19 protein-coding genes and 1 pseudogene are annotated in these 24,206 nt (G+C 45.8%); 13 read left to right on the plus strand and 7 right to left on the minus strand.

The genetic code is table 11. The annotated features are described in order from the left end of the window. Positions 1-278: 278 nt before the first annotated feature. The 10 genes and pseudogenes from ACFFUV_RS13975 to ACFFUV_RS14020 form a co-directional block, all read left to right on the plus strand. Positions 279-359 (plus strand): annotated as a pseudogene (locus ACFFUV_RS13975) (WG repeat-containing protein); the annotation flags it as partial. A gap of 45 nt (positions 360-404) precedes the next feature. After that, positions 405-1,361: a hypothetical protein gene (locus ACFFUV_RS13980; RefSeq protein WP_390193913.1), complete on the plus strand. Its 957-nt coding sequence runs from the start codon at positions 405-407 to the stop codon at positions 1,359-1,361. 466 nt (positions 1,362-1,827) lie between these two features. Further along, entirely contained in the window at positions 1,828-2,364 is a 537-nt protein-coding gene (locus tag ACFFUV_RS13985; protein ID WP_390193917.1) for a GNAT family N-acetyltransferase, read from the plus strand. 65 nt (positions 2,365-2,429) lie between these two features. Next, positions 2,430-2,918: a GrpB family protein gene (locus ACFFUV_RS13990; protein WP_390193920.1), complete on the plus strand. Its 489-nt coding sequence runs from the start codon at positions 2,430-2,432 to the stop codon at positions 2,916-2,918. Positions 2,919-3,363: 445 nt separating this feature from the next. Then, positions 3,364-3,750 (plus strand): cellulose biosynthesis protein BcsO, encoded by a 387-nt coding sequence (gene bcsO / locus ACFFUV_RS13995; protein WP_390193922.1) that lies wholly within the window; start codon positions 3,364-3,366, stop codon positions 3,748-3,750. Continuing rightward, a complete protein-coding gene (gene bcsQ, locus ACFFUV_RS14000) occupies positions 3,750-4,553 on the plus strand; it encodes a cellulose biosynthesis protein BcsQ (protein WP_390193924.1) in 804 nt (267 codons plus the stop codon). Before bcsO ends, bcsQ begins: the two co-directional genes overlap by 1 nt. Positions 4,554-4,576: 23 nt before the next feature. After that, positions 4,577-6,682 carry a UDP-forming cellulose synthase catalytic subunit gene (gene bcsA, locus ACFFUV_RS14005; RefSeq protein WP_390193927.1) on the plus strand — a complete coding sequence of 702 codons (2,106 nt, stop codon included), beginning with the start codon at positions 4,577-4,579 and terminating at the stop codon, positions 6,680-6,682. Further along, entirely contained in the window at positions 6,682-8,904 is a 2,223-nt protein-coding gene (gene bcsB / locus ACFFUV_RS14010; RefSeq protein ID WP_390193930.1) for a cellulose biosynthesis cyclic di-GMP-binding regulatory protein BcsB, read from the plus strand. Before bcsA ends, bcsB begins: the two co-directional genes overlap by 1 nt. Positions 8,905-8,920: 16 nt before the next feature. Then, positions 8,921-12,739, plus strand: a complete 3,819-nt coding sequence (locus ACFFUV_RS14015; protein ID WP_390193935.1) for a cellulose synthase subunit BcsC-related outer membrane protein — start codon at positions 8,921-8,923, stop codon at positions 12,737-12,739. Positions 12,740-12,828: 89 nt separating this feature from the next. Beyond that, positions 12,829-13,836: a family 8 glycosyl hydrolase gene (locus ACFFUV_RS14020; RefSeq protein WP_390193941.1), complete on the plus strand. Its 1,008-nt coding sequence runs from the start codon at positions 12,829-12,831 to the stop codon at positions 13,834-13,836. 63 nt (positions 13,837-13,899) lie between these two features. Here ACFFUV_RS14020 and ACFFUV_RS14025 read toward each other — a convergent pair whose 3' ends face one another. Further along, positions 13,900-15,450 (minus strand): carboxylesterase/lipase family protein, encoded by a 1,551-nt coding sequence (locus ACFFUV_RS14025; protein ID WP_390193944.1) that lies wholly within the window; start codon positions 15,448-15,450, stop codon positions 13,900-13,902. A gap of 400 nt (positions 15,451-15,850) precedes the next feature. On the opposite strand from ACFFUV_RS14025, the gene ACFFUV_RS14030 reads away from it, so the two are divergent. Further along, entirely contained in the window at positions 15,851-17,374 is a 1,524-nt protein-coding gene (locus ACFFUV_RS14030) for an EAL domain-containing protein (protein WP_390193948.1), read from the plus strand. Positions 17,375-17,403: 29 nt separating this feature from the next. Here ACFFUV_RS14030 and ACFFUV_RS14035 read toward each other — a convergent pair whose 3' ends face one another. Both ACFFUV_RS14035 and ACFFUV_RS14040 read right to left on the minus strand, forming a co-directional pair. Beyond that, complete coding sequence (locus tag ACFFUV_RS14035) at positions 17,404-18,540, minus strand: GNAT family N-acetyltransferase (RefSeq protein WP_390193951.1); 1,137 nt, start codon at positions 18,538-18,540, stop codon at positions 17,404-17,406. Positions 18,541-18,642: 102 nt separating this feature from the next. Continuing rightward, entirely contained in the window at positions 18,643-19,011 is a 369-nt protein-coding gene (locus ACFFUV_RS14040) for a MarR family winged helix-turn-helix transcriptional regulator (RefSeq protein WP_390193953.1), read from the minus strand. Positions 19,012-19,136: 125 nt separating this feature from the next. Here ACFFUV_RS14040 and ACFFUV_RS14045 point away from each other — a divergent pair, with 125 nt between their 5' ends. Together ACFFUV_RS14045 and ACFFUV_RS14050 are read left to right on the plus strand one after the other, a co-directional pair. Continuing rightward, on the plus strand, positions 19,137-19,592 hold the full coding sequence (locus ACFFUV_RS14045) for a DUF2798 domain-containing protein (protein WP_390193956.1): 456 nt from the start codon (positions 19,137-19,139) through the stop codon (positions 19,590-19,592). 169 nt (positions 19,593-19,761) lie between these two features. Further along, positions 19,762-20,646 carry an AEC family transporter gene (locus ACFFUV_RS14050; RefSeq protein ID WP_390193958.1) on the plus strand — a complete coding sequence of 295 codons (885 nt, stop codon included), beginning with the start codon at positions 19,762-19,764 and terminating at the stop codon, positions 20,644-20,646. Between the two features lie 57 nt (positions 20,647-20,703). Here ACFFUV_RS14050 and ACFFUV_RS14055 read toward each other — a convergent pair whose 3' ends face one another. The 4 genes from ACFFUV_RS14055 to ACFFUV_RS14070 are packed head-to-tail and all read right to left on the minus strand — an operon-like array spanning position 20,704 to position 24,120. Further along, the gene (locus ACFFUV_RS14055; RefSeq protein WP_390193961.1) at positions 20,704-21,228 is read right to left on the minus strand and encodes a winged helix DNA-binding protein; all 525 of its coding nucleotides are present in this window, start codon (positions 21,226-21,228) and stop codon (positions 20,704-20,706) included. Between the two features lie 4 nt (positions 21,229-21,232). Beyond that, on the minus strand, positions 21,233-22,537 hold the full coding sequence (locus ACFFUV_RS14060; protein WP_390193964.1) for a TRAP transporter large permease: 1,305 nt from the start codon (positions 22,535-22,537) through the stop codon (positions 21,233-21,235). Then, positions 22,534-23,085, minus strand: a complete 552-nt coding sequence (locus ACFFUV_RS14065) for a TRAP transporter small permease (protein WP_390193967.1) — start codon at positions 23,083-23,085, stop codon at positions 22,534-22,536. The genes ACFFUV_RS14060 and ACFFUV_RS14065 overlap by 4 nt, the downstream gene beginning before the upstream one ends. 48 nt (positions 23,086-23,133) lie before the next feature. Then, entirely contained in the window at positions 23,134-24,120 is a 987-nt protein-coding gene (locus tag ACFFUV_RS14070; RefSeq protein ID WP_390193972.1) for a TRAP transporter substrate-binding protein, read from the minus strand. Positions 24,121-24,206: the final 86 nt, after the last annotated feature.

Consider the following 24,206-nt stretch of genomic DNA (forward strand, 5'->3'; position numbering starts at 1 on the left):
AGTACGTCTGGTACGCTTAGTCATAGTTTCACCTGTCATGCTATGAGGTGTATCTTAACACCTCTAATCAGGTGGCCAAATTCACTATGCCACTACATTAATAACGAAACTTATACGAGTGTTCGACATATTCTCGATAGTGACGCTTTCGTGGTAGAAGGAGATAGGGGGGAAAAATCATCAATAATAAAGGAAAAAATATTACCCCGTATTACGTAAAGATTGATGAATTTCATGGCCCGTATGCTCGATTTTATAATGGAACGGGGTGGGGACTGATTAGTAAATCTGGTGAAATTGTACTCGAACCAAACTATGAAAAGATTACAAATTTCAATGATGGATTTGTTGGTATTTTTAACCATGGAAAACTTGACTTACTAGACCTTACTAGAAAGGTTCTTGTGTTTAAAGGCATAGACAATTTTGATATTGGAAAAACCAAAATTATTGCGATTAAGCGGACCCCATTCTCTGCTTGGACCTACTATGACAACCAAGGCAACAAATTAAAATACACAAGTCAGCAAAAAAAAGCCTTCTCTAGTGGCATACCAGGCATTGACGTTATCAGTACGGCAAAAGATCATATAGCCATAGATTCTTCGGGTGAGGTTCTGGCTACCCTTTCTTCAAAATTCATAAGGTTTACCCCTCTTTCTAAAGAGCGATTTATTGCAACTTATAGATACAATTACGACTCTCTAGTTGATAACAACCTGAAGCCAATTATATCGGGAATTAAAATTAATATGTTTGCTTATGGGAATATAGAGCGAATTGTCTTCGATATTGATGGAAAACATGGCTTACTAGATTACGATGGAAACATCCTTATCAAAGGTCAATACAAAGATATTGGTATGTACTCTAATGACTACCTGACTCTAATGTATTTCGATTCTAAAAATACTTTGTCACGAGTTTCAAAACTTTACAGTATCAAGAAAGAAAAGATCATAGACTCGCCTTTAGCTGAATACTCTGTATTACCTTATTACTTCAAAAACCAAAATAGAAAACTTATTCCTTTTAAAAAAGAAAAAGAGTGTGGTTTGTACGATGTTCAAACTGGAGAAACGCAGATGTTCCAAGATGTCTACTCAATAAGACATAAAAAATACGGTTACTTCGCAGCAATAACAAAAGATGGAACCATCATATTAGATGAAGACTATAATGTTATCTACAAGAGCGACAGTCGAACAATCGATATTATCTCTGACCAATTAGCTATTACAAGAGTATCCGATGAGTTTGGCATTGTGAACTTCAAAACTGGTAAATATGTTTTTGCCCCGACAGGACGAAACACATACTACCAACATGGCATTGTGGTGCAATCTCCAAACTTATTTTAGAATTCAAATCCAATTACAAGATAGCGGTCTTTCATTCTCGGCACCTCGCTAGATGGTGCCGTTCTTCATTTTGGAATATAAAACTTATCGATAGAGTAGAAATTTGGCCAAGTTGTAAATTGGAAATGTCCAATTTTGTTTTAGAGTCTAAAGAGTACCCGAGTTCACAACAATGAGTTGATGAAGTAAGGTGAGTATTTTGGAACTTGTATAAATCCTGTCACAATCGTTTTTTTTAAATCAGTTTATCTTTGGTTTGATGGATATCAACTTCGTTTAATTGACTTTGGGGATGTGAAAAATATTTTAGTATCAAAAGCTCAAAGTGATTGAGATGGCTTTCAATTTCCTATGCCTCCGCCACTTTTTCTGTATCTATAGTCAGGAAAAGTGACTATCAGTGGATACAAAGCTTCTTCCCCCAAAGTCCAGCGTTTTATGAACGTCAAAATTGATAAGGAAACCCATGCGACTAGACTCGGAAAACTATTATTTACGCTCACTAGATATCACAGACGCTGAGCAGTTTTACAAATGGTCCTGTGATCGATCAGTGACACTATATAGCCTTTCTTCTTACGCTTACCCTCAGTCAAAATCTGACATCGAGCATTGGCTTTCAGGTATTAATTCGTCGTCGAAAACGGTCTCATTTGGGATATGCAGTAAATCCAATGATCAGTTAATCGGCTATGCAGGAATCTCTGCGATAAGTTATTTAAATCGGAGTGGCGAATACTTTATTCTTATCGGTGAAAAAGAGTATTGGGGACGAGGTATTGGTACATTAGTGACGAAGATCGTGACGCATTACGCGTTCTCGACATTGGGGTTACATCGAGTACAACTAACCGCTAGCGCGCTAAATTTAGGCGCGATAAAAGCGTATGAGAAGGCGGGTTACCAGCATGAAGGAATAATGCGTCAGTCTGGTTTTCGCAATGGTGAGTTTGTCGATAAGGTATTAATGTCCGTACTTTCTGCTGAATGGCAAGGGCTCTAATTGAGCAAGCCAGTCGCTGCCACGGTATTTTTTGAATTAATAACTTACTACTTTATTGAGTGAAGATGAAATTTTTTCGATCAGAGCAATATCAACCTCGATGCCTTCAGTTGTATGAACAGTATACATTGGAAATCAAACGCCTATTGCCCGATGCTCGCGTCGAACATATCGGTGCATCTTCTGTTCCTAGTGCACTATCCAAAGGCGATCTCGATATTTTTGTCGGTGTTGACCCTGAATATGTGGAAGTGAGCGTTCGGACACTACAAAAACTGGGTTTCCAAGAGAAGCAAGATACCTTAAGAACGCCGGAGTTATGTATGCTTGAGTCCCAGATCGTGAATGACGTGGCGCTTCAGGTAGTGGCAAACGGTTCTGAATCTGAATGTTATATCGAGTTTAGAGATAAGCTCATAGCAACGCCTCGTTTAGTTGAGCGTTACAATGAACTAAAGCGCGGATGTGAAGGCATGGAGCATGATGAGTATCGTGACAGAAAAGCAATATTTATCGCGCAAGTGTTGGGAGATGACTCGCGATATATAAAATGATAGGTCTACAGGCAATTCGGCCCGCCATACAAAAAATGTGCCTAACCAAACAACCCGCTTAAATAAGCGGGTTGTTTGGTTTTCTGTCCAATTTCATGTTTTTGTATTAAGTGCTTTCCGACGTTGAGATGGAGGTAGCAGGCATTAGGGGTAACGTATTCACCATCGCTATGTTTATGGAATACCGTTATCAATCTAAAGGTTAAATGTTAAGTAATGCTTAGATACCATAAATGTGATCAATGTTAGTTAGTTTTATATAAAAATAACCCTGTCACTTATGTTGCTAATTTGACAGAATATTGACATACTACCGCGCTATTAATTTGACAAGACGTTTTTTGATTATTTAAACGCCATGTCCTAAAAATGGGTCTGGGATATTGCTCCCAAAATTTAATTAATTTACTATATAAAAATATCACCAATGCTTGGCGGAAGTAGCATGGATATCTATGATGATTTAGAGCGTTTTAAGCAACAAATACAACAAAAAAATATTGATTTTCAACAGTTTGATACGTCTATTGGCCACGAATTAAATCACAGTGGTTACCAAATTTTTAATCAGCTTACCGAGCATTTTGCTCAGCAAAGCCAAGCGGTATCTCGTTTTGATAAATTGAACGACTTTGAAGCGGATTTGGAAGTAACTTCTGTATTACATAACGAAGTATCTAAACTTGCAGAAAGATCAGAAGCGCCTATTTTTGATTCAGTATCTGAAGTTTCGTCGAAGCAGTCACTTGAACGCTTACTTCACTCTGCGGGATTAGTCACGGAGAGTGAAAGTGCGGTGTTGCCTGCTGCTGCGCTAGTAGGGAGCAATTAATGCCGTTTATCTCTATTTATTCACCCAAAGGTGGGGTTGGTAAGACTACGCTCGCTGCAAACTTAGGCTATTCGCTTTCCTCTTTGGGGCTGAAAACGGTCGTAGTGGATTTTGACCCACAAAATGCATTGCGCTTACATTTTGGTATTTCACTCGCGGATCAATCAGGCTTTGCGGCTTCAGCGCCAGAGTCGGCTATCTGGAGCAAACAGCTGGTTCCTACGCGCAATAATGTATTTGTATTGCCTTATGGCGCCCCAAATCTCAAGCAACGTCTTGCATTTGAAAGTCACCTTGCGCGTGAGCCTTTGTCGGTAGTTCGCGGATTTCAAGCGTTGCTTTCTCAGCCTGACGTGATTGTTATTGCCGATCTACCTGCTGGACAACCGACTATTCTCCAAGCTGCGCTTTCAGTATCCGATGTTGTGCTCACGCCGCTTCTTGCTGATACGGCGTCATTGTCACTTTTGCCTATGGTTGAAACCCTTTTCGATGACATTGCTGCGCATGAACGTCAGCCAGAATCCTTTGTTGTACTTAACCAAGCTGATTATCGCCGTAAAATCAGCAAAGATGTTGAAGGGTTTATGACTCAACGATTGAATGACAGGTTGCTTGGTATTATCCACCGTGATGAGAGTGTCGCTGAAGCGAATGCTGCTCAGCATTCGATCATGGAGACGAATCACGCTTCAGTCGCTGGGTTCGATATCGAAGTGATCAGTAAGAAACTGGCAGAAAAGCTCGGGTTGGTGACCACCGATGGTTCCATGTTCTCCCCTCCAGCTTCTCATCTCGCGTAACTTCCATTGCTCAAAGAATTGAAATGAATAAGCTTCCTTTATATTTGTTGGTCATCTTGATGGCCCCATTGGCAGCGATGGTCGTTGTCACACCAATGGACAGTGACAAGCAATTTGTCTTTGCGATTGTCAGCTTGGCAGTCCTGTTTTTATTAAACTTCAGTAAGCGTCGAGATATATCCGTTGTGATGGTGCTATTCTCCATTCTGACCTCGACACGCTACCTGTATTTTCGTGCTGATCAAACCTTACACTTCGATTCGATGATCGAAGCTATCCTGGGCATCGGTTTATTTGTGGCCGAACTCTACTCTTGGGTAATGTTGATTCTTGGTTATATCCAGACGACTTTTCCTTTAAATCGTCCGATTGTTCCGCTGCCGAAAGATACATCACTTTGGCCAACCGTTGATGTCTATATTCCTACCTACAATGAATCGCTTGATGTGGTGAGAGATACCGTACTTGCGGCGCAGTGTATTGAATACCCGAAAGACAAGATCAAAGTCTATGTTCTGGATGATGGTAAACGTAAAGAATTTGCGATGTTCGCTGCGAAAGCGGGCGTCGGTTATATTACGCGCTCGGATAACTCCCATGCAAAAGCAGGGAACTTGAACCATGCGCTCAAACAGACCAAGGGCGATCTTATCTGCATTTTTGACTGTGACCACGTAGCGACACGAGTCTTCTTGCAGTCAACCGTGGGTGCTTTCTTAAAAGATCCTAATCTTGCCTTATTGCAAACTCCGCATCATTTCTATTCGCCGGATCCTTTTGAACGTAACCTTTATGGGAAAAATGATATCCCCAATGAGGGGGAGTTATTTTATGGGCCGATTCAGCAAGGCAACGACATGTGGAATGCCACTTTCTTCTGTGGTTCCTGTGCTGTTTTACGTCGTAGCGCCCTTGAGCAAATTGGTGGTGTCGCTGTTGAAACCGTCACCGAAGATGCGCACACCGCGTTGAAAATGCAGCGCTTGGGTTGGAACACCGCGTATCTACCCATACCGCTTGCTGGTGGGTTGGCGACAGAGCGTCTTGCGCTCCATGTGATTCAGCGTAACCGCTGGGCGAGAGGCATGGTACAGATATTCCGTTTGGATAACCCGCTGCTTGGTAAAGGATTAAAGTTTCAGCAGCGCCTTTGTTATTTGAGTGCGATGCTCTATTTCTTATTCCCGTTACCAAGAATCGTGTTTTTGACTGCGCCGTTGGCATTTTTGCTGTTTAACCTCAATATTATTCACTCTTCAGCGAGCTTGATCTTTTCCTATGCGTTGCCTCACTTTGTGATGTCGATGTTTGTCTCCTCGCGTTTAAACGGACGTTCTCGATATAGCTTTTGGGGCGATATTTACGACATGGCATTGGCGTTTCATCTTGCGTTGCCAACCATTATTACCATGATTTTCCCGAAGCGCGGCAAGTTTAACGTGACCGATAAAGGCGCGTTGCTAGATAAAACTTACTTTGATGCCAATATCGTGAAGCCGCATATGCTGACAGCAGCACTGCTTACTGTCGCGATTGGCTGGGGCGTTTATCGTGCACTCGGCCATTCTTCGTTTATGGCTGATCCTATGGTTGTTGCGCTCAATATTGGTTGGGCTTCCTATGGCTTATTTTTCCTTTTAGCCGCGATTGCCGCTGGTCGAGAAACTCGTCAGGTGCGCAAAACCATTCGTTTGGACGTAAAAATTCCTGCGGTGATTCACTATGCCAGCGGTGTACTGTCTCGCACTCACACGGTTGATCTGTCGATGGGCGGTTGCTTGGTTGCTTTGCCTGCTCAGCAGCATGATGACGCGGTAGAAGCGATAGAGTTACAACTTCATTCCGGCGCGATAGCTATTCCCGTCGAGCAGATTGGTGTCGGTGAACAAGGATATCGCCTTAAATTCAGTGACGTGTCGTTATCTCACCGCCGTGAGTTGGTGAGAATTGTCCTGTCTCGTGCGGATGCCTGGGTGCGTCCACCGAGAGAGAAAGATCGTCCTCTACGTTCATTGGCTATGATTGCATCTTGTATATGGGAAGTGGTGGTTAAGTCGCTAAAAGCGCGTCGTATTAGTCAAAAGCGAAGCCTAGAGAAAGCCAAACGAGTGAGCGGAGAGCAAGCATAATGTTAAAGCGATTACTAACCGTAACCGTGGTGGCGATTTCTGTGTGGTTCTGTGGGCCCGTCTTTGCTGCCGAGGAAGATTTAACGGCAACACCGCACTATCGTAATACGATGACTTTAGCCGATATGGGCCTTACGCAAGGGATAGTGTTTCGTGGCGGGCAAATGGATGCTGGTGTTGGGTTTAGTTTACCGATTGATCAACTTGTTACCCAAGCACAAATGACTTTGGATCTGCGAGCTTCCGATTCATTGCTGGGCAGTGATATGGCATTGCGTATTCGCGTTAACGGGCAGGTGATTGGTGCCATCCCACTCTCATCCGTCAATGAGCAGAAAACCAGCTATCAGTTAAATGTGCCTGCGCTTTTAGTCAGCTCTCGCAATACGGTTAGCTTTAGCTTAGCCAGCGATGATCAGAGTTTGTGTTATCAAGACGAAGGCAGTCAGTCACAGCAAATCGAAATCCTATCAAGCTCGAAGTTACAGTTGAATGCGCAGCAATTGGATATAGCAGCGGATTTACACTATTTCCCTCAGCCGTTTTGGGATGTGCAAGATATGCTCGATACCCCAATTCGTTTTGTTTTCGCTGATAAGGTTACGCCCTCACAAGTGAGTGCCGCGGCAGCGTTGTCGTCATGGTTTGGCGTGCAAGCGAGTTATCGTGGGGTTTCGTTTGATGTGTCAAAAGGGCAATTGCCGATGAGCAATGCAATTGTGTTTGGTATGCCGGGCGAGAAAATTGGGCGTTTAACCTTACCTCAAACGGACAAACCTCTGTTGCAAGTGGTGCCCAACCCGATGGACCCGCTGTACAAGTTGCTGCTGGTTGTCGCCAATGATGATGCGGGAATACGCAGCGCAGTGCATCGTTTAACTCGTCAAAATTTTGCGATGCAAACGGTTCAATATATCGTTGAACATCAAACGACCGCTCAAAGTGCGCCTTATGATGCGCCGCGTTGGATTTCGACTTCTGCACCCGTGCCGCTTAGTGAGTTAAGTTCTCAAGGCGAAAATATGGTAGCCAAGGGAATCTGGCATAATTCGCTTGATTTCTCATTTCGAGCTGCACCCGATCTATTCCTGTGGGATGGGGAAACCATTCCTTTAAATATCGATTACCGTTTTCCTGCTGACTCATGGATTGACCCTGAACAATCTTTCTTGAATGTGGTCTTTAACGGGCAGTTTCTGGATGACCTTCCGGTCAACAAACGTGGAGTACTGGAGCAACTTTGGCGACGTCTCGGTGGCGATGCCCGTCAAGAAGCCGCCCAACTTCCGATTCAACCTTACATGATTTATGGCGATAACCAATTATCCCTGTATTTTAACGTTAAACCGCAAGCCGATGCCCCTTGTGGCGCAGCGTTGGATAGCAATATTCGCAGCCGAATTCAAAACTCATCAACCATTGATTTGACTGAGACTCAGCACTTCTCCTTGCTGCCTAATTTGTCGTTTTTTGTCGGTGCGTCTTTCCCATTTTCACGCTTAGCGGATTACTCACAGACCTTGTTATGGTTGCCAAGTGAGCCAACTGCCGCGCAGTTGCAAACGCTATTTAGCCTGAATGCTCGTTCCGGGGCGGCAACCGGAACCGCTATTTTTCGTAACCAAGTGCTGCTTGGCGCTCCCACCAATAACTCGGTGCTTGAAGGCAAAGATATCCTAGCGGTTAGCTCGATGGTGGAAACCCGTTTTAATCGGTTGTTAATGAGCAATACGCCGTTTCACGAGCGCGACAACACGTTGCATGTTCATCCTCAATCTTGGAGTGCAAAGTTATTGACGTGGCTTCAAGGGCACTGGGGACTTACTGCACTCGAGGCTGAGCGATACTTCTCTTCAAATGAGGTGTGGCGCGGTTTTATCAGTTTTGAATCGCCTTGGAGTGAGAAACGTACGGTGGTTGTCGCCACTGCGACGTCTGATGAACAGCTTATGAAGATCGAGCACGATCTTAAAGTGCTGAGCATCAACGCAGCGATTCGTGGTGATGCCACCGTGATTACTGATGAAAACGGCGCAACAAGTTTCAATGTTGCACCACAATTCCCTTCAGGTCAGCTACCTTGGTATAAGATGGCGATATGGTATGCCAACCAGCACAGTGCGGTTTTTGCCTTGCTGACGTTGTTCATCTCGTTGATTTTAGGGTTGGCTGTGTACCGTCGATTGGAGCGCAAAGCCGAGCAGCGCTTGAATGAAGCGTAAAGGCTCAGGACGAATAATGATGAAAAATAATGCGTTAAAACTGTTTTCTACCTTTGTTTTATTAGAAGCGCTGCAGTTAACTGCAGCCACTCCAGCATGGGCGCAAGACCCAGCTTTAGACTCGTTGCTTGAACAAGCGCAATATTGGCATGAGAAGTCGAACGATGGGTTGGCGAAAGAGTCGTTACAGAAAGTATTAATGGTCGACCCAAATCAGCCTCAAGCGCTCTATCTTATGTCTTTGTGGGCACAAGAAAATGGGCAGAGTGCAGAAAGCGCACAATGGCGTGCGCGGCTAGAAAAGGCGCATCCTAACGCACCGCAATTGCAACAGTTAAGCCGCTCACAAACGCTGAGTCAACTGCCTAAAACGGGGATCGATCAAGCCCGTCGTCAGGCTCAATCGGGAGATATCCAAGGCGCTATCGCGACTTGGAATACCTTGTTTCAAGGTAATCCACCGCCAATGGCGCTGGCGCCTGAGTATTATCTGACCATGTCTGGTGATAAGGGCATGTATAACCAAGCGGTATCTGGTTTGGCAAAGTTGGCCAAGCAAAATCCTACCAATAGCTCGGTGGGTATTGCTTACGGTCAGGTCTTAACGTACCGAGAGGCAACTCGTCGTCAAGGTATTCGCCAACTTGAATCTTATGCTCCGCAAAATAAAAATGCCTCGGATGCGTTGCGTCAAGCTTTGCTGTGGCTTGAGCCTAAAGCATCAGACCAACCAATGTATCAGCGCTGGGCGCTGGCCCACCCACAGGACAAGAGTGTTCTGGCGCATTATCAATCGGCAGTGGGGGGAGAGAAAAAGCGCAATGGGTTCAACGAACTTAATCGCGGAAACTTGAGCCAAGCACAGAGCGAGTTTCAGCGTGTACTGAATGAGTCACCAAACGACGCTGATGCACTTGCCGGTATGGGGTATGTGGCATTGAACCGCGGCAATTATGCTTCAGCCGCTGACTTCTTAAAGCGCTCCGCCGCGCAGGGTGGAAATCAAGCGACAAAACGTCGTCAACAAGCGAGTGAAGCGCAATTCTTAGCACAATTGGAACAAGCCCAGCAAGCGTACCAAGCGGGCAACACCGTGCAAGCTTTAGAGCTAAGTGCTTCACTGATGAATCGCAAAGGTGAAGTCGGTCGCGGAGCGAAGCTATTTCGCGCCGATGTACTACGCCATAATGGCGATTATGCACAAGCCGAATCGTTGCTCCTTAATGTGTTAAAGGAGCAACCAAAGAATCAGGCAGCAAAAGAATCACTCTACTATGTCTATATAGAGCAAAACCAAACGGATGAGGCGACACGTTTATTAGCCAGTTTACCTCAGGAAGTACAGCGTCGTATTCGGTCTGAAGACAGCTACAGCAACATGCGTGACCTGGCAAAACAAGCCGTTGAGGCAGGTAATGTAGAAACCGCGATTGTTATTTTAGACAATGGGCTACAAAGATTGCCGAATAACCCTTGGTTACGGCTTGAGCTAGCAAGGCTCTATCAGCAGCAAGATAACAATGTGCGTGCTCAGGAGGTGATGGCTCCACTACAAACCGCGCAAGCGACGCCTGAAGATCTATACGTTGCTGCGCTCTTTGCGTCTGGGGAAGAGCAGTGGAAGCAAACCAATATTTTGCTGGGACGTATTCCTCAGTCGCAGCGAAGCGCGCAAGCTAGTACGCTGTATGCTGAATCGAAATTCTATTTAAATTTGGATTTGGCACGTTCTTACTTGACGCAAGGCCAAACTTCGCAGGAGCAAGCGCTTTTACAATCAATGCAAGCCCAAGCGATCACCAATCCTCTGTGGTCGGGAAAATTGGCGCAGCTGTTGGTTAAATCGGGGGATGTGAACCGCGCCATTGAGGTTATTCATGCCAACCAAGAGCAAGGTATTGAAGGCAATGCGGGTGATTATGCTGACCAAGTCGCTGTGCTTTACCAAGCTGGCTTGCAGCAAGAGGCGCAAAGCTTGTTGAATCATCCGCAGATTATTGCCAATAGCACGCCTCTGCAATTGGCTCGAGCTAGACACGTGTATGTGATTAATCAGGCGGATACGTTACGAGAACAAGGTCAATACGCCCCTGCCTATGACATGTTGACCGCGGCGCTGCAGGTTGATCCGACTAACCGTGACTTGATGCTGGCGATGGGGCGACTCTATCAAAGCGGCAAGCTCAACGAACAAGCCTTGATAGTTTATCAGTATCTTCTTGATAACCAAAAAGATACTCCAGAGCAAGATGCACTGGTGGGTGCGATTAATATCGCCTTAGTAAAAGGCCAAGCGGGCAAAGCGCGTGAACTTTCCGGACAGCTGCAACAAGTCAGCTCTCCATCACGCCTGTTACTGCTCGCGCGCATTGATGAAGCGCAAGGCAAACACGCTCAAGCGATGGCCAATTTGCGTCAAGCGCGATCTAAACTTCTTGGGCTTAAAGCGAATTATGCCAGCACGTCTCCAATGGTGGGTGGGCTCGTCATGGCAGATAATCCTTTTGCGGGCAGTCAAACTACGGTTCACTCTGCACAAACGTATTCTGTATATGGTGAAACGATGCCATGGCAGGTTAATACGCAAACGTCATTAAATGGTGAGACGATAAATCAACGTACCGATTTACCGAAGCCAACTGCAGAGCAACAAACGTTGGCGGATGTGAATCGTTTAATCCTGCAGATTACCGAGCGAACGTCGAGCTGGGTACAAGGTGGTATCGAAGTTCGAGGTCGCGATGGAGAGAATGGCTTAAGCCGTTTGACCGAAGCACGAGCGCCGCTTGAATGGTCGACAGTACCGTTTGGTGATGCGCGCTTATCACTCAATATTGATGCCGTCACCCTCGATTCAGGCACGACCTCTGCGGATGCTAATCGCCGCTTTGGTACTGGGGCATTGATTCAGGGGCAAGTGGCGTTAGCCGAAGGCGTCTCATCACTTGATGGTGATGTTTTGCCTGACGTTGCCTCTCAAGGCGCACAAAGCCAGAGTGGTGTCGAACTTGCGATGTCACTGCGAGATAAACACTATCAGCTGGATATCGGCACGACACCGCTTGGTTTGGAGCAAACAACGCTTGTCGGAGGAATAACGCTTATTGCGCCTCTGGGAGATTATACTGATTTGTCTTTGTCAGCAGAGCGTCGAGCGGTCAAAGATAGCTTGCTCTCTTATGTCGGAATGAAAGACAGTTTCTCTGGTAAATACTGGGGACAGGTGACACAAAATGGCCTGAGTATTCAGCTAAATTATGATGATGGTGAAGTTGGCTACTATGCAAATGCGGGCGCTTGGCGTTATGTTGGCCACAATGTTGAGGATAACAATGCGGTCAAAGTCGGCGCTGGTATGTACCTTCGCCCTTACAAAACCGATAGCCGTCAGCTGCAAATTGGCTCGCACCTGAGCTATCAAGACTTTGACGATAACCTGAGCTACTACAGCTATGGGCATGGGGGTTACTTTAGCCCGCAAAACTATGTCAGTGTCTCCTTTCCTGTTGAATATACTCAGGAATTGTCTAAGCTAAGTTTTTCGGTTGGCGGTGCTTTAGGTTATCAATCTTACAGCCAAGATGAGGCAGATTATTTCCCTGGGCATTCAGCACTCCAATCCACATTGGATGGTTATGCGACTGCGGGGTTGGTTGAAGAGGCTCGGTATAGTGCAGAAAGCACGGATGGCATTGGGTACAGCTTCCAAGCTAGGTTAGGGTATAAAATTAAACGTGATTTGATGCTTGAAGCGCGTGTCGCCTATGACACCTTCGGTGATTACAATGAGTCCAAAGCGCAGTTGTCGCTTCGCCACTCTTTCCATGATTATTAATCGAATGGTGTTGGTCTTTAATGCATAAGTAAAGAGTGCCGTGGGGCATTCTTTACTTTTTTGAATGACAGGGATAATGGGCGATGGTCATGGTTTATAAACATGTGATGAAAGTACTTTTGATCGTGATGGTCATGGTACCGAGCGCGTTGGCAACCTCATTAGATTGGAAGCCGTTCAAAACGCGGTTTATGGCGAGTGATGGGCGTATTTTGGACACTGGCAATCACAATGTCAGCCATACCGAAGGCCAAGGTTTTTCAATGTTGTTCGCGGTCGCTGCCAATGATAAGGCTTCATTTGATAAGATCTGGGGCTGGACTAAAACTCATCTCAATGATCCCAAAACCGGGCTGTTTTACTGGCGCTACAACCCCATCATTGCTGACCCGATAGAAGATAAAAATAATGCGTCCGATGGCGATATTCTGATTGCTTGGGCTCTGCTCAAAGCCGGAACGCGATGGGATAATAAAGCCTATTTGGCGGAATCTGACCGTATTGTCAGGGCGTTGCTCGATCATACGGTGATTGATTTCGCTCACCACAAAGTGATGTTACCCGGACGTCATGGTTTTACTGCCAAAGATTCGATTACTCTTAATCCCTCTTACTTTATTTTTCCTGCTTGGCGTGATTTTGCCAAACGCAGTTATCTTGCCAATTTATGGACGCTAATTGACGATTCCCAACAGCTACTCGCTGAGATTGACTGGGGAAGGGAGAAGATTCCCACCGATTGGATAACGCTCTATGCGAACGGCAAAACCGCGCCAGCCAAAAAATGGCCTGCGAGAGTCAGTTACGATGCGATTCGAGTGCCGCTCTACATGAAGTGGGATCAAGCCAATAATCCGCTGTTAAGTCGCTGGCAATCATGGTTTTCTCGCTATTCAAGGTTATCGATGCCTGCTTGGGAAAACATGATTGATCATCAAGTCGCAAACTATCCAATGCGCGGGGGCTTATTGGCCGTCAGAGATTACACGATGGGGCAGCTGAGCCAAGAGGCGACAAAAATTAAAACCAGTGATGACTATTATTCGGCGAGTTTAAAGTTACTCAGCGCGCTGGCGGATGAAGGCTTCGCTTTTTAGTTTGACGTTAGTTTAGGCCTATGTGAACGCCGATCTCTCCAATATGAGAGATCGGCGTTGTGTTTAAGGCTGTGGCTGGAGTAACTTAATATAGTCTAAGCGTTCGTTCCATGGGTCTGTGCGCATGACACTCTCTTTCGCCCCTTGGTTGGAAAACCACATTAAATTATCTTGTTGACCATCGTACGGTTGCCAGGTTGGTAAGTCGTCGCCATTTGGGTTGCCATACTTGATAAAGTTAACCCAATATTGATGGACAAGATCAGCCATGGCTTGATCTTCAGAAGACAGCTTTTCGCCATAACGGGTGGCCACGGTATTAAAAGCGTATGGAATGTCGGTGGCGTGAAAAGCGCCTGGCCATGCTTCCTTCTCAGATTCAGTTACATAGGCAAAGCGGTACCCGTATACCGTTTGGTTATGCTCGTCTGCGACTCTTAGTGCATAGCGGGTGGGTTCCACCATCAGGGCGTCACTGGCGATACGCTGAGCCACATCTTGTGGTTTCGTGACACCATTGTCGGCATAGGCCTTAGCGATTTTTTTCTGATCGACCTCGAGTTCAGCGAAGGGTTCAAGTGCGTCTGACATCGAGTCCACCGGGCCTGCAAAGCCTATTTCAAAATCAGTGGTGCCCATCATCAAAGGGACACTTAAGCGCTCACCTTTAACGTAGTAATCCTGAGGCTGTTTGACGACCAGTTTCCCATCCAACATCGGTCCCGAATAGGTCGGATCGCCCATTGAATTCATATTCAGTCCGCTCGTCACTTTCTCTGCACTTAGTTGACGCAGCGCTTCAAGGGCGTCTTGGCCTTGAATATTGAACCGTTTAGCAAAGTTCTCACCAATCTGTTCGGCAGAGGGCACGCCTTGGTCATTCATTTTGTCGATCAAGCGTTGGTTCATACCAATACGACCACCACCGGATTGGATAATCGCGCGTTGAAACAAGCCTTGAGACAAAGGAGACGTGAGCAGTGTATGAATAGAAAAACCACCCGCAGATTCACCGACGAGCGTAATGTTGTTGGCGTCACCGCCGAATTGGTGAATGTTATTTTTTACCCATTTGAGCGCAGCGATTTGGTCCATAAACCCGTAGTTGCCAAGTGGTTCATCACCATGTGGTTCTGCGCTGAGTGCTGGGTGAGCAAAGAAACCAAAACGGCCGACACGATAGTTAAAACTGACGACAATAATGTCATTTTGGGCGAAAGCTTGACCATCATAAATCGGGGTTGAAGAGCCGCCATTCACAAAGCCACCGCCATAGATCCAAACCATGACTGGTAGCGGCTTTTCAGTGCGGCTTTTCGGTGCCCAGACGTTAAGCCCTAAGCAGTCTTCATTGGGCTCTGTGCCAAGCGGGGCGGCATCACTAGGGAAAGGTTTTTGCATACAATCATGGCTAAATTCAGTGGCCTGATAGATGCCAGACCAAGGCGTTTTAGGTTGTGGTGCACGCCAACGAAGTGGACCAAGCGGAGGTTCGGCGAAAGGAATACCGCGGTAAATATTAATACCTTCTTGGGTAATACCTTGTACTTGTCCGGATTCTGTTTCTGTAATCGGGGAGGGGGTGGCCCCGGATGAAAAAGCGATTGAGCTCATTAAAACTCCTAAACCTAACCGTATTTTGTTCATAATATTCACTTTCGAGCTTGAGTGTTGTGAAATCAGCCCGCTCTGTTATCGGGGGAAAGTGGATTTGCGTTTATATAATGTTCGCCGATGGAATCGAAATTTATACAATAATTACCATACTTTAAGCTGTCATTATGAATCAATTGTGTTTGAAATTTTTTTCATATCAATGAGCATCTTAGAGACAATCCCCGCTGATTAGACGTGATCTTGATAACAGGTCGGATATATATAGCGTATTCGCCATGGTAAAGTTTATGCTAGTTTATTGATATATGACTAAATAGTCTTGCTACGTTTATCGTTGTAACGAATGGTTGCTACTTCGATAGGTTCATACAGACGACTGATTAATAATGAGCAGTGAATGACCAAACCAAATTTGAGCAAAATGATTATCGCACTGATGATAGCGGTGATCTTGTTTGTTATAGCCAACGTGGTAACTAGGTACGTCCAGCGTGAGGCACAACATGCTTTTACACAGGAGCTGCTTCATCATTCTGATTTAGTGACCAACGAATTAGCTATATCGCTTAATCAGGTGATAAAGGCAGGCTTAAATCAGTGTGACGAAGCAACGATCGATAAACTGCGTGTTATTTCTAATCGCTACTCGTATGTATACGATGTGGGCTTAGTGAGAAACAACCAGATTCTGTGTACCGCTAACTGGGGCAAGATGAAGCAAGCATCAAGATTGCCCAAACCCGATGAGTTCCACTCCAAGAGTGGGCCGTATGTTCTCTATTCGAATGTTTCTGATTTATTTCCAACAGATATTACCTTACACATCTCTCGCCTGGCTGACGCTTTGGTATTCGTCCCGGTTGATGTGCACGGTAAGTTCCTCGATCGTAAAAAACCATTTTCATTTTCGATTCGCGCAGAGACAGGCCGCTATACCATGCTTGAGTATCAAGCCACTAACCAGCAGAGTTGGTTGTCTTCTAAACTGTTTGATTTTATGGCCTTGAAGACACGCAGTTGTAGCAAAATTTATGCGTATTGCGCTGAAAGCCATAGTAACCGGACGGGGCTGTTCTATTATGGAAACTTAATTCCGGCTGCCAGCTTTTTGGCTTTTTTGCTCCTCGGGTTCGTTGTTTACTATGGGGTGGAGTCGATTATATATCGCAAACGTTCGATGGAGTTTCGCTTAACCAAAGCCGTTAGTGAACGTTCACTGTATATGGAGTACCAACCTTTGTTGTGTGCGGCAACGAAAAAGATTGTCGGTGTGGAGGGGTTAATCCGTTGGCACGATGACGCCTATGGCCGAGTTTCCCCCGAACTGTTTATTAGTTTGGCCGAAAAAATCGCGCTCTATCCCCAAGTCGCCCATTTTACTGCCGATTGTTCAGTGAAAGAAATGGCCTCGGTGTTGGTTGCGGATCGAAGTTTTACGCTCTCGATCAATATTAATACCTACGAAATTTTAAACCCCGAATATTTGGATGTCCTCAAAGGCATTGCACTTAAAAATGATGTCCATGCTCAGCAGATAAAAATCGAAATTACCGAAAGAATCGAAGTGTCGTTGCAGGAGTTATCCGAATTTTCACAGCGCGCAAAGCGTTATGGATTCAGAGTCTCGCTTGATGATTTTGGCACTGGCGTGTCTAATTTAGTCTGGCTCACGGAAATCGATTTTGACGAGATCAAAGTCGATCGCGTATTTACTCAAGCGTTAAATAGCGACTTTAAGCAGGCGTTAGTCATGCCGATTATGGATCTGGTATCGGGCTTGAACAAGCAAGTGGTGTTTGAAGGGGTTGAAAATAAGGTCGAGTATGATTTGATTGTTAATACCAACCCGTCAGCCATTGTTCAGGGGTGGTATTTCTATAAGTCGATGCCCAAAGCACAATTGTTATCTCATTTGAGCTAATGGATATGTAAGTGAGGAGTGCTGGAGCATTACTGATGAAAGGGTAGGTATGTCGTTAGTTCGTCGATGCGCGCTTCCACATACTCACGTTCCTCACCTAAAAATCGTGCCACGGCTTGGCGAAATTCGTGGTGTTCTATCCAGTGAACTGACCAAGTACTGATAGGCTCAAAACCACGTTGGATTTTATGTTCTCCTTGAGCGCCGGGATCAAAATGCTTTAGGCCATGTTCAATGCAGTAATCAATGCCCTGATAGTAACAAGTTTCAAAATGCAAGCTATCAAACTCCTCATCACAGCCCCAGTATCGACCATATAGAGTCTCTGCATCTTTAAACGACCAAGCAGCCGCCACCGGTTTATGCTGGTGATACGCCATGACCAAAACGATTTGCTCAGGCATCACGGCGACCAATTGCTGGAAAAAGGCTTTATTCAGATGCCCGTGATGCCCATGTTTGAGATAAGTGAGCTGATAGAAATCAAAGAAGGTGTCGACTAATTGGTGAGTGATCTTCTTACCTTCATAACGGGTTAAGACAATGCCTTGCTGACGAACACGCTGCCTCTCTTTGCGTACATTTTTACGTTTGCGTGAGGTGAAGCTATGCAGAAAATGGTCAAAGTCTTGATAATCGCGATTGAACCAGTGGTATTGGCAATCTTGGCGGGCCATCAATTGCTGCGCTTGGTACTGCGTAAGCTGTGATTCTTCGACAAACAAACCATGCCAACCTGAGAACTGGTGCTCATGACAGAGTTCACGTATCGCATTCGCAAAGATACTGAGGGCCGTTTCAAAGCTTAGATGCTGTGTGTTGTGAAGAATACGTGGGCCCGTTGCCGGGGTAAAAGGAATCGCGGTGACCAACTTGGGAAAATACTCAAGTCCAGCATGCTCCCAAGCCTCTTGCCATGACCAGTCGAAAACATATTCTCCCCAAGAGTGGCTTTTAAGATACATCGGCATCGCTGCGATAAGTTCACCTTGCTGTTCAACAACTAGGTGAACCGGATGCCATCCTGAATCCTCACAGACACAGCCACTTTGTTCTAACGCGTTTAAAAATGCGTGTTTGAGAAAAGGGTAGTCATCGCCCCGTAGGCGATCCCATTGCTCAGCATTGATCTCAGAGATTTGGTGATGGATTCGTAAGTTAGGCATGTAGGATGAGTCATCAATCTATTCACGACAATGAAATATCCTATTCCTTCACCCCCAAAATGTAAATTATTCAACAAAGCCCGAGCATCAAGTCAATCTCGCTCAGCGAGGTGATAAATTGTCCCTCATGATTGTCAGCGCTTCTTGCATAATGCGCTGCTGCTCCGCTGTCAGGCTTTGTGTCATATCGGCATTTAACTGCGTTCGTATGTCGGTGAGTCGCTGAAAATATTGTTGACCAGCGGCGGTTAAATGCAGGAGTGATTGACGTCGATCTTTTTCAGACTTTGTGCGGGTAACCATTTCAAGCGCAATGAGTTCATTGATAAGCCGAGTGATCTGCGCTTTATCTTTTCTCATCACAACGACAATATCGTGAGCGGTACATTCATCAAAACGCCCAATCGCCAAAAGCACCAGCGCTTGAAAAAAACTCACAGAGAGTCGCTCTGCGTGCATTTTTTCTGTCATCCGTACTCGCATTAATTGCGTTAAGTCGGCGATGTTTAGGTCCAAAACATTACTTTTCATATGGTTGATATAGTCAACTACTTTCCATATAGTTGACTATATCAACCATTAACTGGGTTTCGCAAATGAAATTAAAAAAAGCCGCGATTACTTTACCGGCGCCTATCTGCATTGTTGCAACGTTAAGTTGCTTTATGACTTACCTCAACCATGGTGTCACCAGCCAGTTTATGACCCATTGGCTGCAAGCATTTCTGTTTTCTTTACTGGTTATCGTGCCGATTGCCGGATTATTGATTATGAAGATCTCACGTTATGTTGAAACGCGGTTGCCTAATTTAAGACCGCTGTATCAAAAACTATTGCAGTGCGGAATGATTGCTTTGAGTCTGGAGTCCATTTTGGCGGCAGTTTCAACATTCGGCACCACGGCGGCCAACGATGTCTCGAGCTTTATTGCTATTTGGTTTGCGACCCTGATTCGAGCGCTACCTTTAGGTTATCTGATTGCCATGCTGATGGTGTTTATTGTGAAACCGCGAATTCAAAATGCGATGGCGCGTTTGGTTGCGGCAAATTAAGCCGTAAAATAAGCGACTAAGGAAGGTTTGTAGTTAAGAGCAAAGCGCGGTAAATTATTCTTTTTGTTCGCCAATCTTTAATTTAAAGTACGCATATTGAATGGGCTATTGGTGTCTTTTCTCGTCTGTCATTTGTGTATTTTTGCCCTGAAACGGTGTAAGGAAACCCATGTTTACTGCGTTCGTAGCCGCGATTTTACCGGTGCTCATTATTGCCTCCGTTGGCGCGATATTAAGCCGAAAAACGGCGTATCTCGATGATCCCAATCTTCCCAAGTTAATTGTTAATGTCGGTATGCCATGCCTGCTTTTGTATTCAATGCTGGGTGAGCATATCGATTTCCTCGGTATGGGAAAATTGGTTCTTGCGAGTGTGTGTACTCTGGTAGCGATGGTTGTGTGCTCACTGGTGTTACTCAAAATCATGCGTTTACCGATTCGTTTTTATTTACCCGTGTTGGTTAACCCAAATACGGGGAACTTGGGGATTCCAATCGCGTATGCGTTGCTCGGCGAGCAAGGTTTAGCAGGCGCGGTGATCATTTCCTCTATTATAGAAATCAGTCACTTTACGCTCGGAATAGGCTTGATGTCGGGCAGTTATTCACCGCGGCAAATTATTGCGAACCCGCCAGTTATCGCGCTTGCGATTGGTGCCGCGCTGCTTGGACTTAATGTACCGATTCCGCAATTTTTACTTCAAGTCTTTGATATGCTGGGAAGTATTACAGTGCCAGTGATGCTACTGATGCTTGGGCGCTCCCTTGCTCACATGCGAGTCTACGATACGCGCTGGGTGAGGTTGTTTTTCTTGTCGCTCTATCGTCCAGCGATAGGGCTCGCGATGGGCTGGATGGCCGCCGTTCTTTGGGGGCTGTCACCGCTTCATACCGCTAACCTGATGATCGCATGCAGCATGCCGGTTGCGGTGCTTAACTATATTTTTGCGACTCGCTATAACGGCCCCGTTAATGACGTCGCCGGACTGACGTTTTTAACCTTGCCAACCGCGTTGGTCGCGTTGGTGGTGATTAAGCTGTTTATCATTACCTGATGGTGCTTTAAATAGCAGCTGTGATGATACGGCTGCTATTTAAGTAATTGCAAAGAGCTATAGGGAACGTACTGCGCGTGATGCTTGGTCGTAAAATCCTGAAAGCGTTCGCATTAATGTTGCGATGTCACCGAGTTGGTCGTCAAGGTGCATGTGTTTTAGGGCGTCAACTAAACACTGCTCACGAACGTCTCTGTATTGATTACAAAACTGCTCACCTTTTTCCGTCACGCTATAAAAAGTGTCTTTACCTTGTCGCATACCTTCAACTAACTCAAACTTAGCCAATTTCCGTACCGAGTAAGAGACGGTGTGTAAATCATCAATGTTGAGTGTAAAGGCGACATCGGCAATACGTTTGGGACGATTTCGGTGATAGATATTGTGCACGACGAGAATATCGAGTGGGCTCAGTTCAGGCATACCTGAGGTTGAGCTGCAAGATTGCATCCAGCGCTGAAACGCATTGTTCATCATGGTCAATGCGTATTCAAATTCGCTGAGTGCCATTGCCTCATTGCTCGCCAAGTGCGAGGAGGAGACAATGGGCATGTGACTTGAAGGAGAAGATTCTTCGCTCATCGCATTATCCTTGTGTCATGGTCGTTGGCAGCCAAGTAACGACTTGTGGAAAAGCTGTAATCATAACGGCTGCGGCCATTAATAGGAAAAAGAAGGGCAATGCTGCCTTCGCCACATAGAGAATATTCTTACCCGTCAGGCTTTGAATCACAAATAAGTTAAAGCCGACTGGCGGCGTAATCTGTGACATTTCTACCACCAGCACAATGTAGATACCAAACCAAAGTGGGTCAATGCCGGCTTGCATTACCATCGGTAGGACAACGGAGGTCGTCAGCACGACGACAGAAATCCCATCTAAGAAACAGCCAAGTATCACAAATAGAATGGTTAAGCAGAGCAATAGCATATAGGGAGAAAGCGCCATCAAAGCAATCTCCTCCGCTAACATTCGTGGTAAGCCAATAAAGCCCATCGCCACCGTGAGAAAAGCTGCCCCAGCCAAGATAAAGATGATCATGCATGAGGTCTTAACGGCGCCCATCAAACTTTGTTGGAACGTTTGCCAAGTGAGTGACCCACTAGTCAGTGCGAGAATTAACGAGCCAATGACGCCAAATGATGCGGCTTCTGTTGGTGTTGTTATTCCGGCGTAGATTGAGCCAAGAACAAATAAGACTAAACAAGTCACAGGGACTAACTTAATGATGGCTTTGAACTTAGTTGCTAGGCTGTAGTGAGTATCATCTACAGGCATACGTTGCTTGTTTTTGAGTGACCAAAAAACGGTATAGCCAATAAACAGCGCAACCAGCATTAAGCCAGGTATCGCCCCAGCGATAAATAAACGCCCAATGGAGACCTCGGCAGAAACCCCATACACAATTAAGATAATCGATGGAGGGATGAGCAAGCCCAGTGTCCCTGAACCTGCAAGCGTGCCGATTGCCATGTGGTCATCATAGCCTTTGCGCTTGAGTTCGGGTAAGGTCATTTTGCCGATTGTCGCCGCCGTTGCAGCGGAAGAGCCAGAGACCGCAGCAAAGATCCCGCAGCTTAGAATGTTGACGTGAAACAGTGCGCCCGGTATGCGGCTTAACCACGGTGTTAAGCCTTCAAAGAGATCGTCGGATAGCCGTGAGCGAAACAAAATCTCGCCCATCCAGATAAACAGAGGTAGCGCCGCCAATGACCAGTCAGAGACTGCGCCCCATGTCGTTGTCGCATAAATCAAACCGAATGCATCATTTCCGATCAGCAACATACCAACTGCCGCGACCGAGACTAAAGACAGTGCAACCCAAGTTCCACTGGCGAGCAAAGTAAACAACACGACCAGTAAGATCGCGCCAATCCACAATTCATTCATCCGTGGCTCTCCTTGTTGAGCGGCATTTCGACAGGCGTCGATTCAGCTAACGTTTCTTCCTCTGATTTAGGTATTCGAGTTGAAAATAGCCAGCTGCCAACGGCGCTATCAATGATGGCTAGCGCAAAAATCACCGCGCCAATTGCCATTGGTAGTTGTACGAGCCAAAGCGGCATCGGAATATAACCGGAAGTGACCTCGTCGAATTCATACGACTCCCACACCATATACACCAATTGATAGCCAAGAAAGGAAACGAACAGAGAGGCAACGCTCAGCACAGCACGTTCAATCCAAATAACGACGTTATCCGAAAGCCTTGAAGTAAATAGGCTCACGCGAATGTGAGCACCACTTCGAAATGCATAGGCAAGAGCAAGAAAACTGGCACTTGCAAGCAAATATCCGGAGATATCATCGCTTGAGGGAATGACCACGCCAAACCAACGACCAATGACTCGAGTCAGGATAACCAAACAAATCAGTACAATACATAGGCCGGAGATCGCTCCTGCCGCTAGGTACAATTTATCCAAAGTAGTGCGCATTTATGAACTCCCTGTTCGCGTATTGTTATTGAGTGAGTAGACGGCGAATTACGGTTGGTAAGCGTCTAAAATGGCTTTGCCTTCTTGCCCTGCTTCTTGTGCCCACTCTTTGGCCATGACATCACCGACAGATTTTAGGGATTCCATCAATTCATCACTTGGCTCGGCCACAGCAATACCGTTGTCAGCAAGCTGTTGAGTTTTTTCGGTGGTTTCTTTTTGAGCCATTTCCCAGCCGCGCTGTTCGGCGTTAGCGGCGGCGTCAACCAGGGCGGTTTGAATGTCTTTGGGTAGACGTTTAAAAGCGCGTTTATTGACAATAACCATGTTTTTCGGAATCCAAGCTTGTACGTCGGTATAGTTATCAAGGTAATCCCATGCTTGGCTACTTACGCCGGTGGTCGGTGACGTGATCATCATATCAATGATACCCGTCGAGAACGCTTGTGGAATTTCAACGGTTTGCACTGTGGTTGGGGTGGCGTCAAGTAGCACAGACAAGCGCGATAGAGTCGGGCTATAGGCGCGCATTTTTCCGCCTTTAATATCTTCAATGGTGTTAATGGGGGATTGGCTGTAGATACCTTGAGGTGGCCAAGGTACTGAGTACAGCAGCATCATGCCGTCTTTATCTAATTTGCGCTCTAATGTTGCTTTCGACGCTTGGTATAACGCCTTGGCTTGTTCAAAATTGGTGGCTAAAAAGGGAATGTTATCGAGTTTGTAGATGGGGTCGCTGTTGCCGAGAATACCGATGAAGACCTCGCCAATTGGCACTTGGCGTGTTCGAATGGCACGAGGAATTTCCGTATGTTTGATCAGCGAAGCCCCTGAGTGAACGACAATGTCTAATTCGCCATCCGTTGCTTGTTTTACCTCATTGGCAAATTGAATGATGTTTTGGGTGTGATGGATTGAATCGACGTATGGGGTTGCCATATCCCAGCGTGTAGATGCCATGCTGGTCGCTGAAGTCAGTAGTGTTGCCGCTATCAACGAGTGTTTCATTAACGGACGAATCAGATGTTTTATCATAGCCTGTATCCTTATTCCTTGGCTCTTAGTGAAACGTAAACCACTACGATGTCCCTGTTTACGTGGTCGCTCGCGACCCATTTCGA

Source organism: Vibrio olivae, assembly GCF_042428525.1.
Lineage (GTDB): Bacteria > Pseudomonadota > Gammaproteobacteria > Enterobacterales > Vibrionaceae > Vibrio > Vibrio olivae.

What these genes read in the sequence shown, in the direction of transcription:
- ACFFUV_RS13985 (WP_390193917.1), top strand. Translation starts at nt 1,828, where the DNA reads ATGCGACTAGACTCGGAAAACTATTATTTACGCTCACTAGATATCACA.
- ACFFUV_RS13990 (WP_390193920.1), top strand. Translation starts at nt 2,430, where the DNA reads ATGAAATTTTTTCGATCAGAGCAATATCAACCTCGATGCCTTCAGTTG.
- bcsO (WP_390193922.1), top strand. Translation starts at nt 3,364, where the DNA reads ATGGATATCTATGATGATTTAGAGCGTTTTAAGCAACAAATACAACAA.
- bcsQ (WP_390193924.1), top strand. Translation starts at nt 3,750, where the DNA reads ATGCCGTTTATCTCTATTTATTCACCCAAAGGTGGGGTTGGTAAGACT.
- bcsA (WP_390193927.1), top strand. Translation starts at nt 4,577, where the DNA reads ATGAATAAGCTTCCTTTATATTTGTTGGTCATCTTGATGGCCCCATTG.
- bcsB (WP_390193930.1), top strand. Translation starts at nt 6,682, where the DNA reads ATGTTAAAGCGATTACTAACCGTAACCGTGGTGGCGATTTCTGTGTGG.
- ACFFUV_RS14015 (WP_390193935.1), top strand. Translation starts at nt 8,921, where the DNA reads ATGATGAAAAATAATGCGTTAAAACTGTTTTCTACCTTTGTTTTATTA.
- ACFFUV_RS14020 (WP_390193941.1), top strand. Translation starts at nt 12,829, where the DNA reads ATGGTTTATAAACATGTGATGAAAGTACTTTTGATCGTGATGGTCATG.
- ACFFUV_RS14025 (WP_390193944.1), bottom strand. Translation starts at nt 15,450, where the DNA reads ATGAGCTCAATCGCTTTTTCATCCGGGGCCACCCCCTCCCCGATTACA.
- ACFFUV_RS14030 (WP_390193948.1), top strand. Translation starts at nt 15,851, where the DNA reads ATGACCAAACCAAATTTGAGCAAAATGATTATCGCACTGATGATAGCG.
- ACFFUV_RS14035 (WP_390193951.1), bottom strand. Translation starts at nt 18,540, where the DNA reads ATGCCTAACTTACGAATCCATCACCAAATCTCTGAGATCAATGCTGAG.
- ACFFUV_RS14040 (WP_390193953.1), bottom strand. Translation starts at nt 19,011, where the DNA reads ATGACAGAAAAAATGCACGCAGAGCGACTCTCTGTGAGTTTTTTTCAA.
- ACFFUV_RS14045 (WP_390193956.1), top strand. Translation starts at nt 19,137, where the DNA reads ATGAAATTAAAAAAAGCCGCGATTACTTTACCGGCGCCTATCTGCATT.
- ACFFUV_RS14050 (WP_390193958.1), top strand. Translation starts at nt 19,762, where the DNA reads ATGTTTACTGCGTTCGTAGCCGCGATTTTACCGGTGCTCATTATTGCC.
- ACFFUV_RS14055 (WP_390193961.1), bottom strand. Translation starts at nt 21,228, where the DNA reads ATGAGCGAAGAATCTTCTCCTTCAAGTCACATGCCCATTGTCTCCTCC.
- ACFFUV_RS14060 (WP_390193964.1), bottom strand. Translation starts at nt 22,537, where the DNA reads ATGAATGAATTGTGGATTGGCGCGATCTTACTGGTCGTGTTGTTTACT.
- ACFFUV_RS14065 (WP_390193967.1), bottom strand. Translation starts at nt 23,085, where the DNA reads ATGCGCACTACTTTGGATAAATTGTACCTAGCGGCAGGAGCGATCTCC.
- ACFFUV_RS14070 (WP_390193972.1), bottom strand. Translation starts at nt 24,120, where the DNA reads ATGATAAAACATCTGATTCGTCCGTTAATGAAACACTCGTTGATAGCG.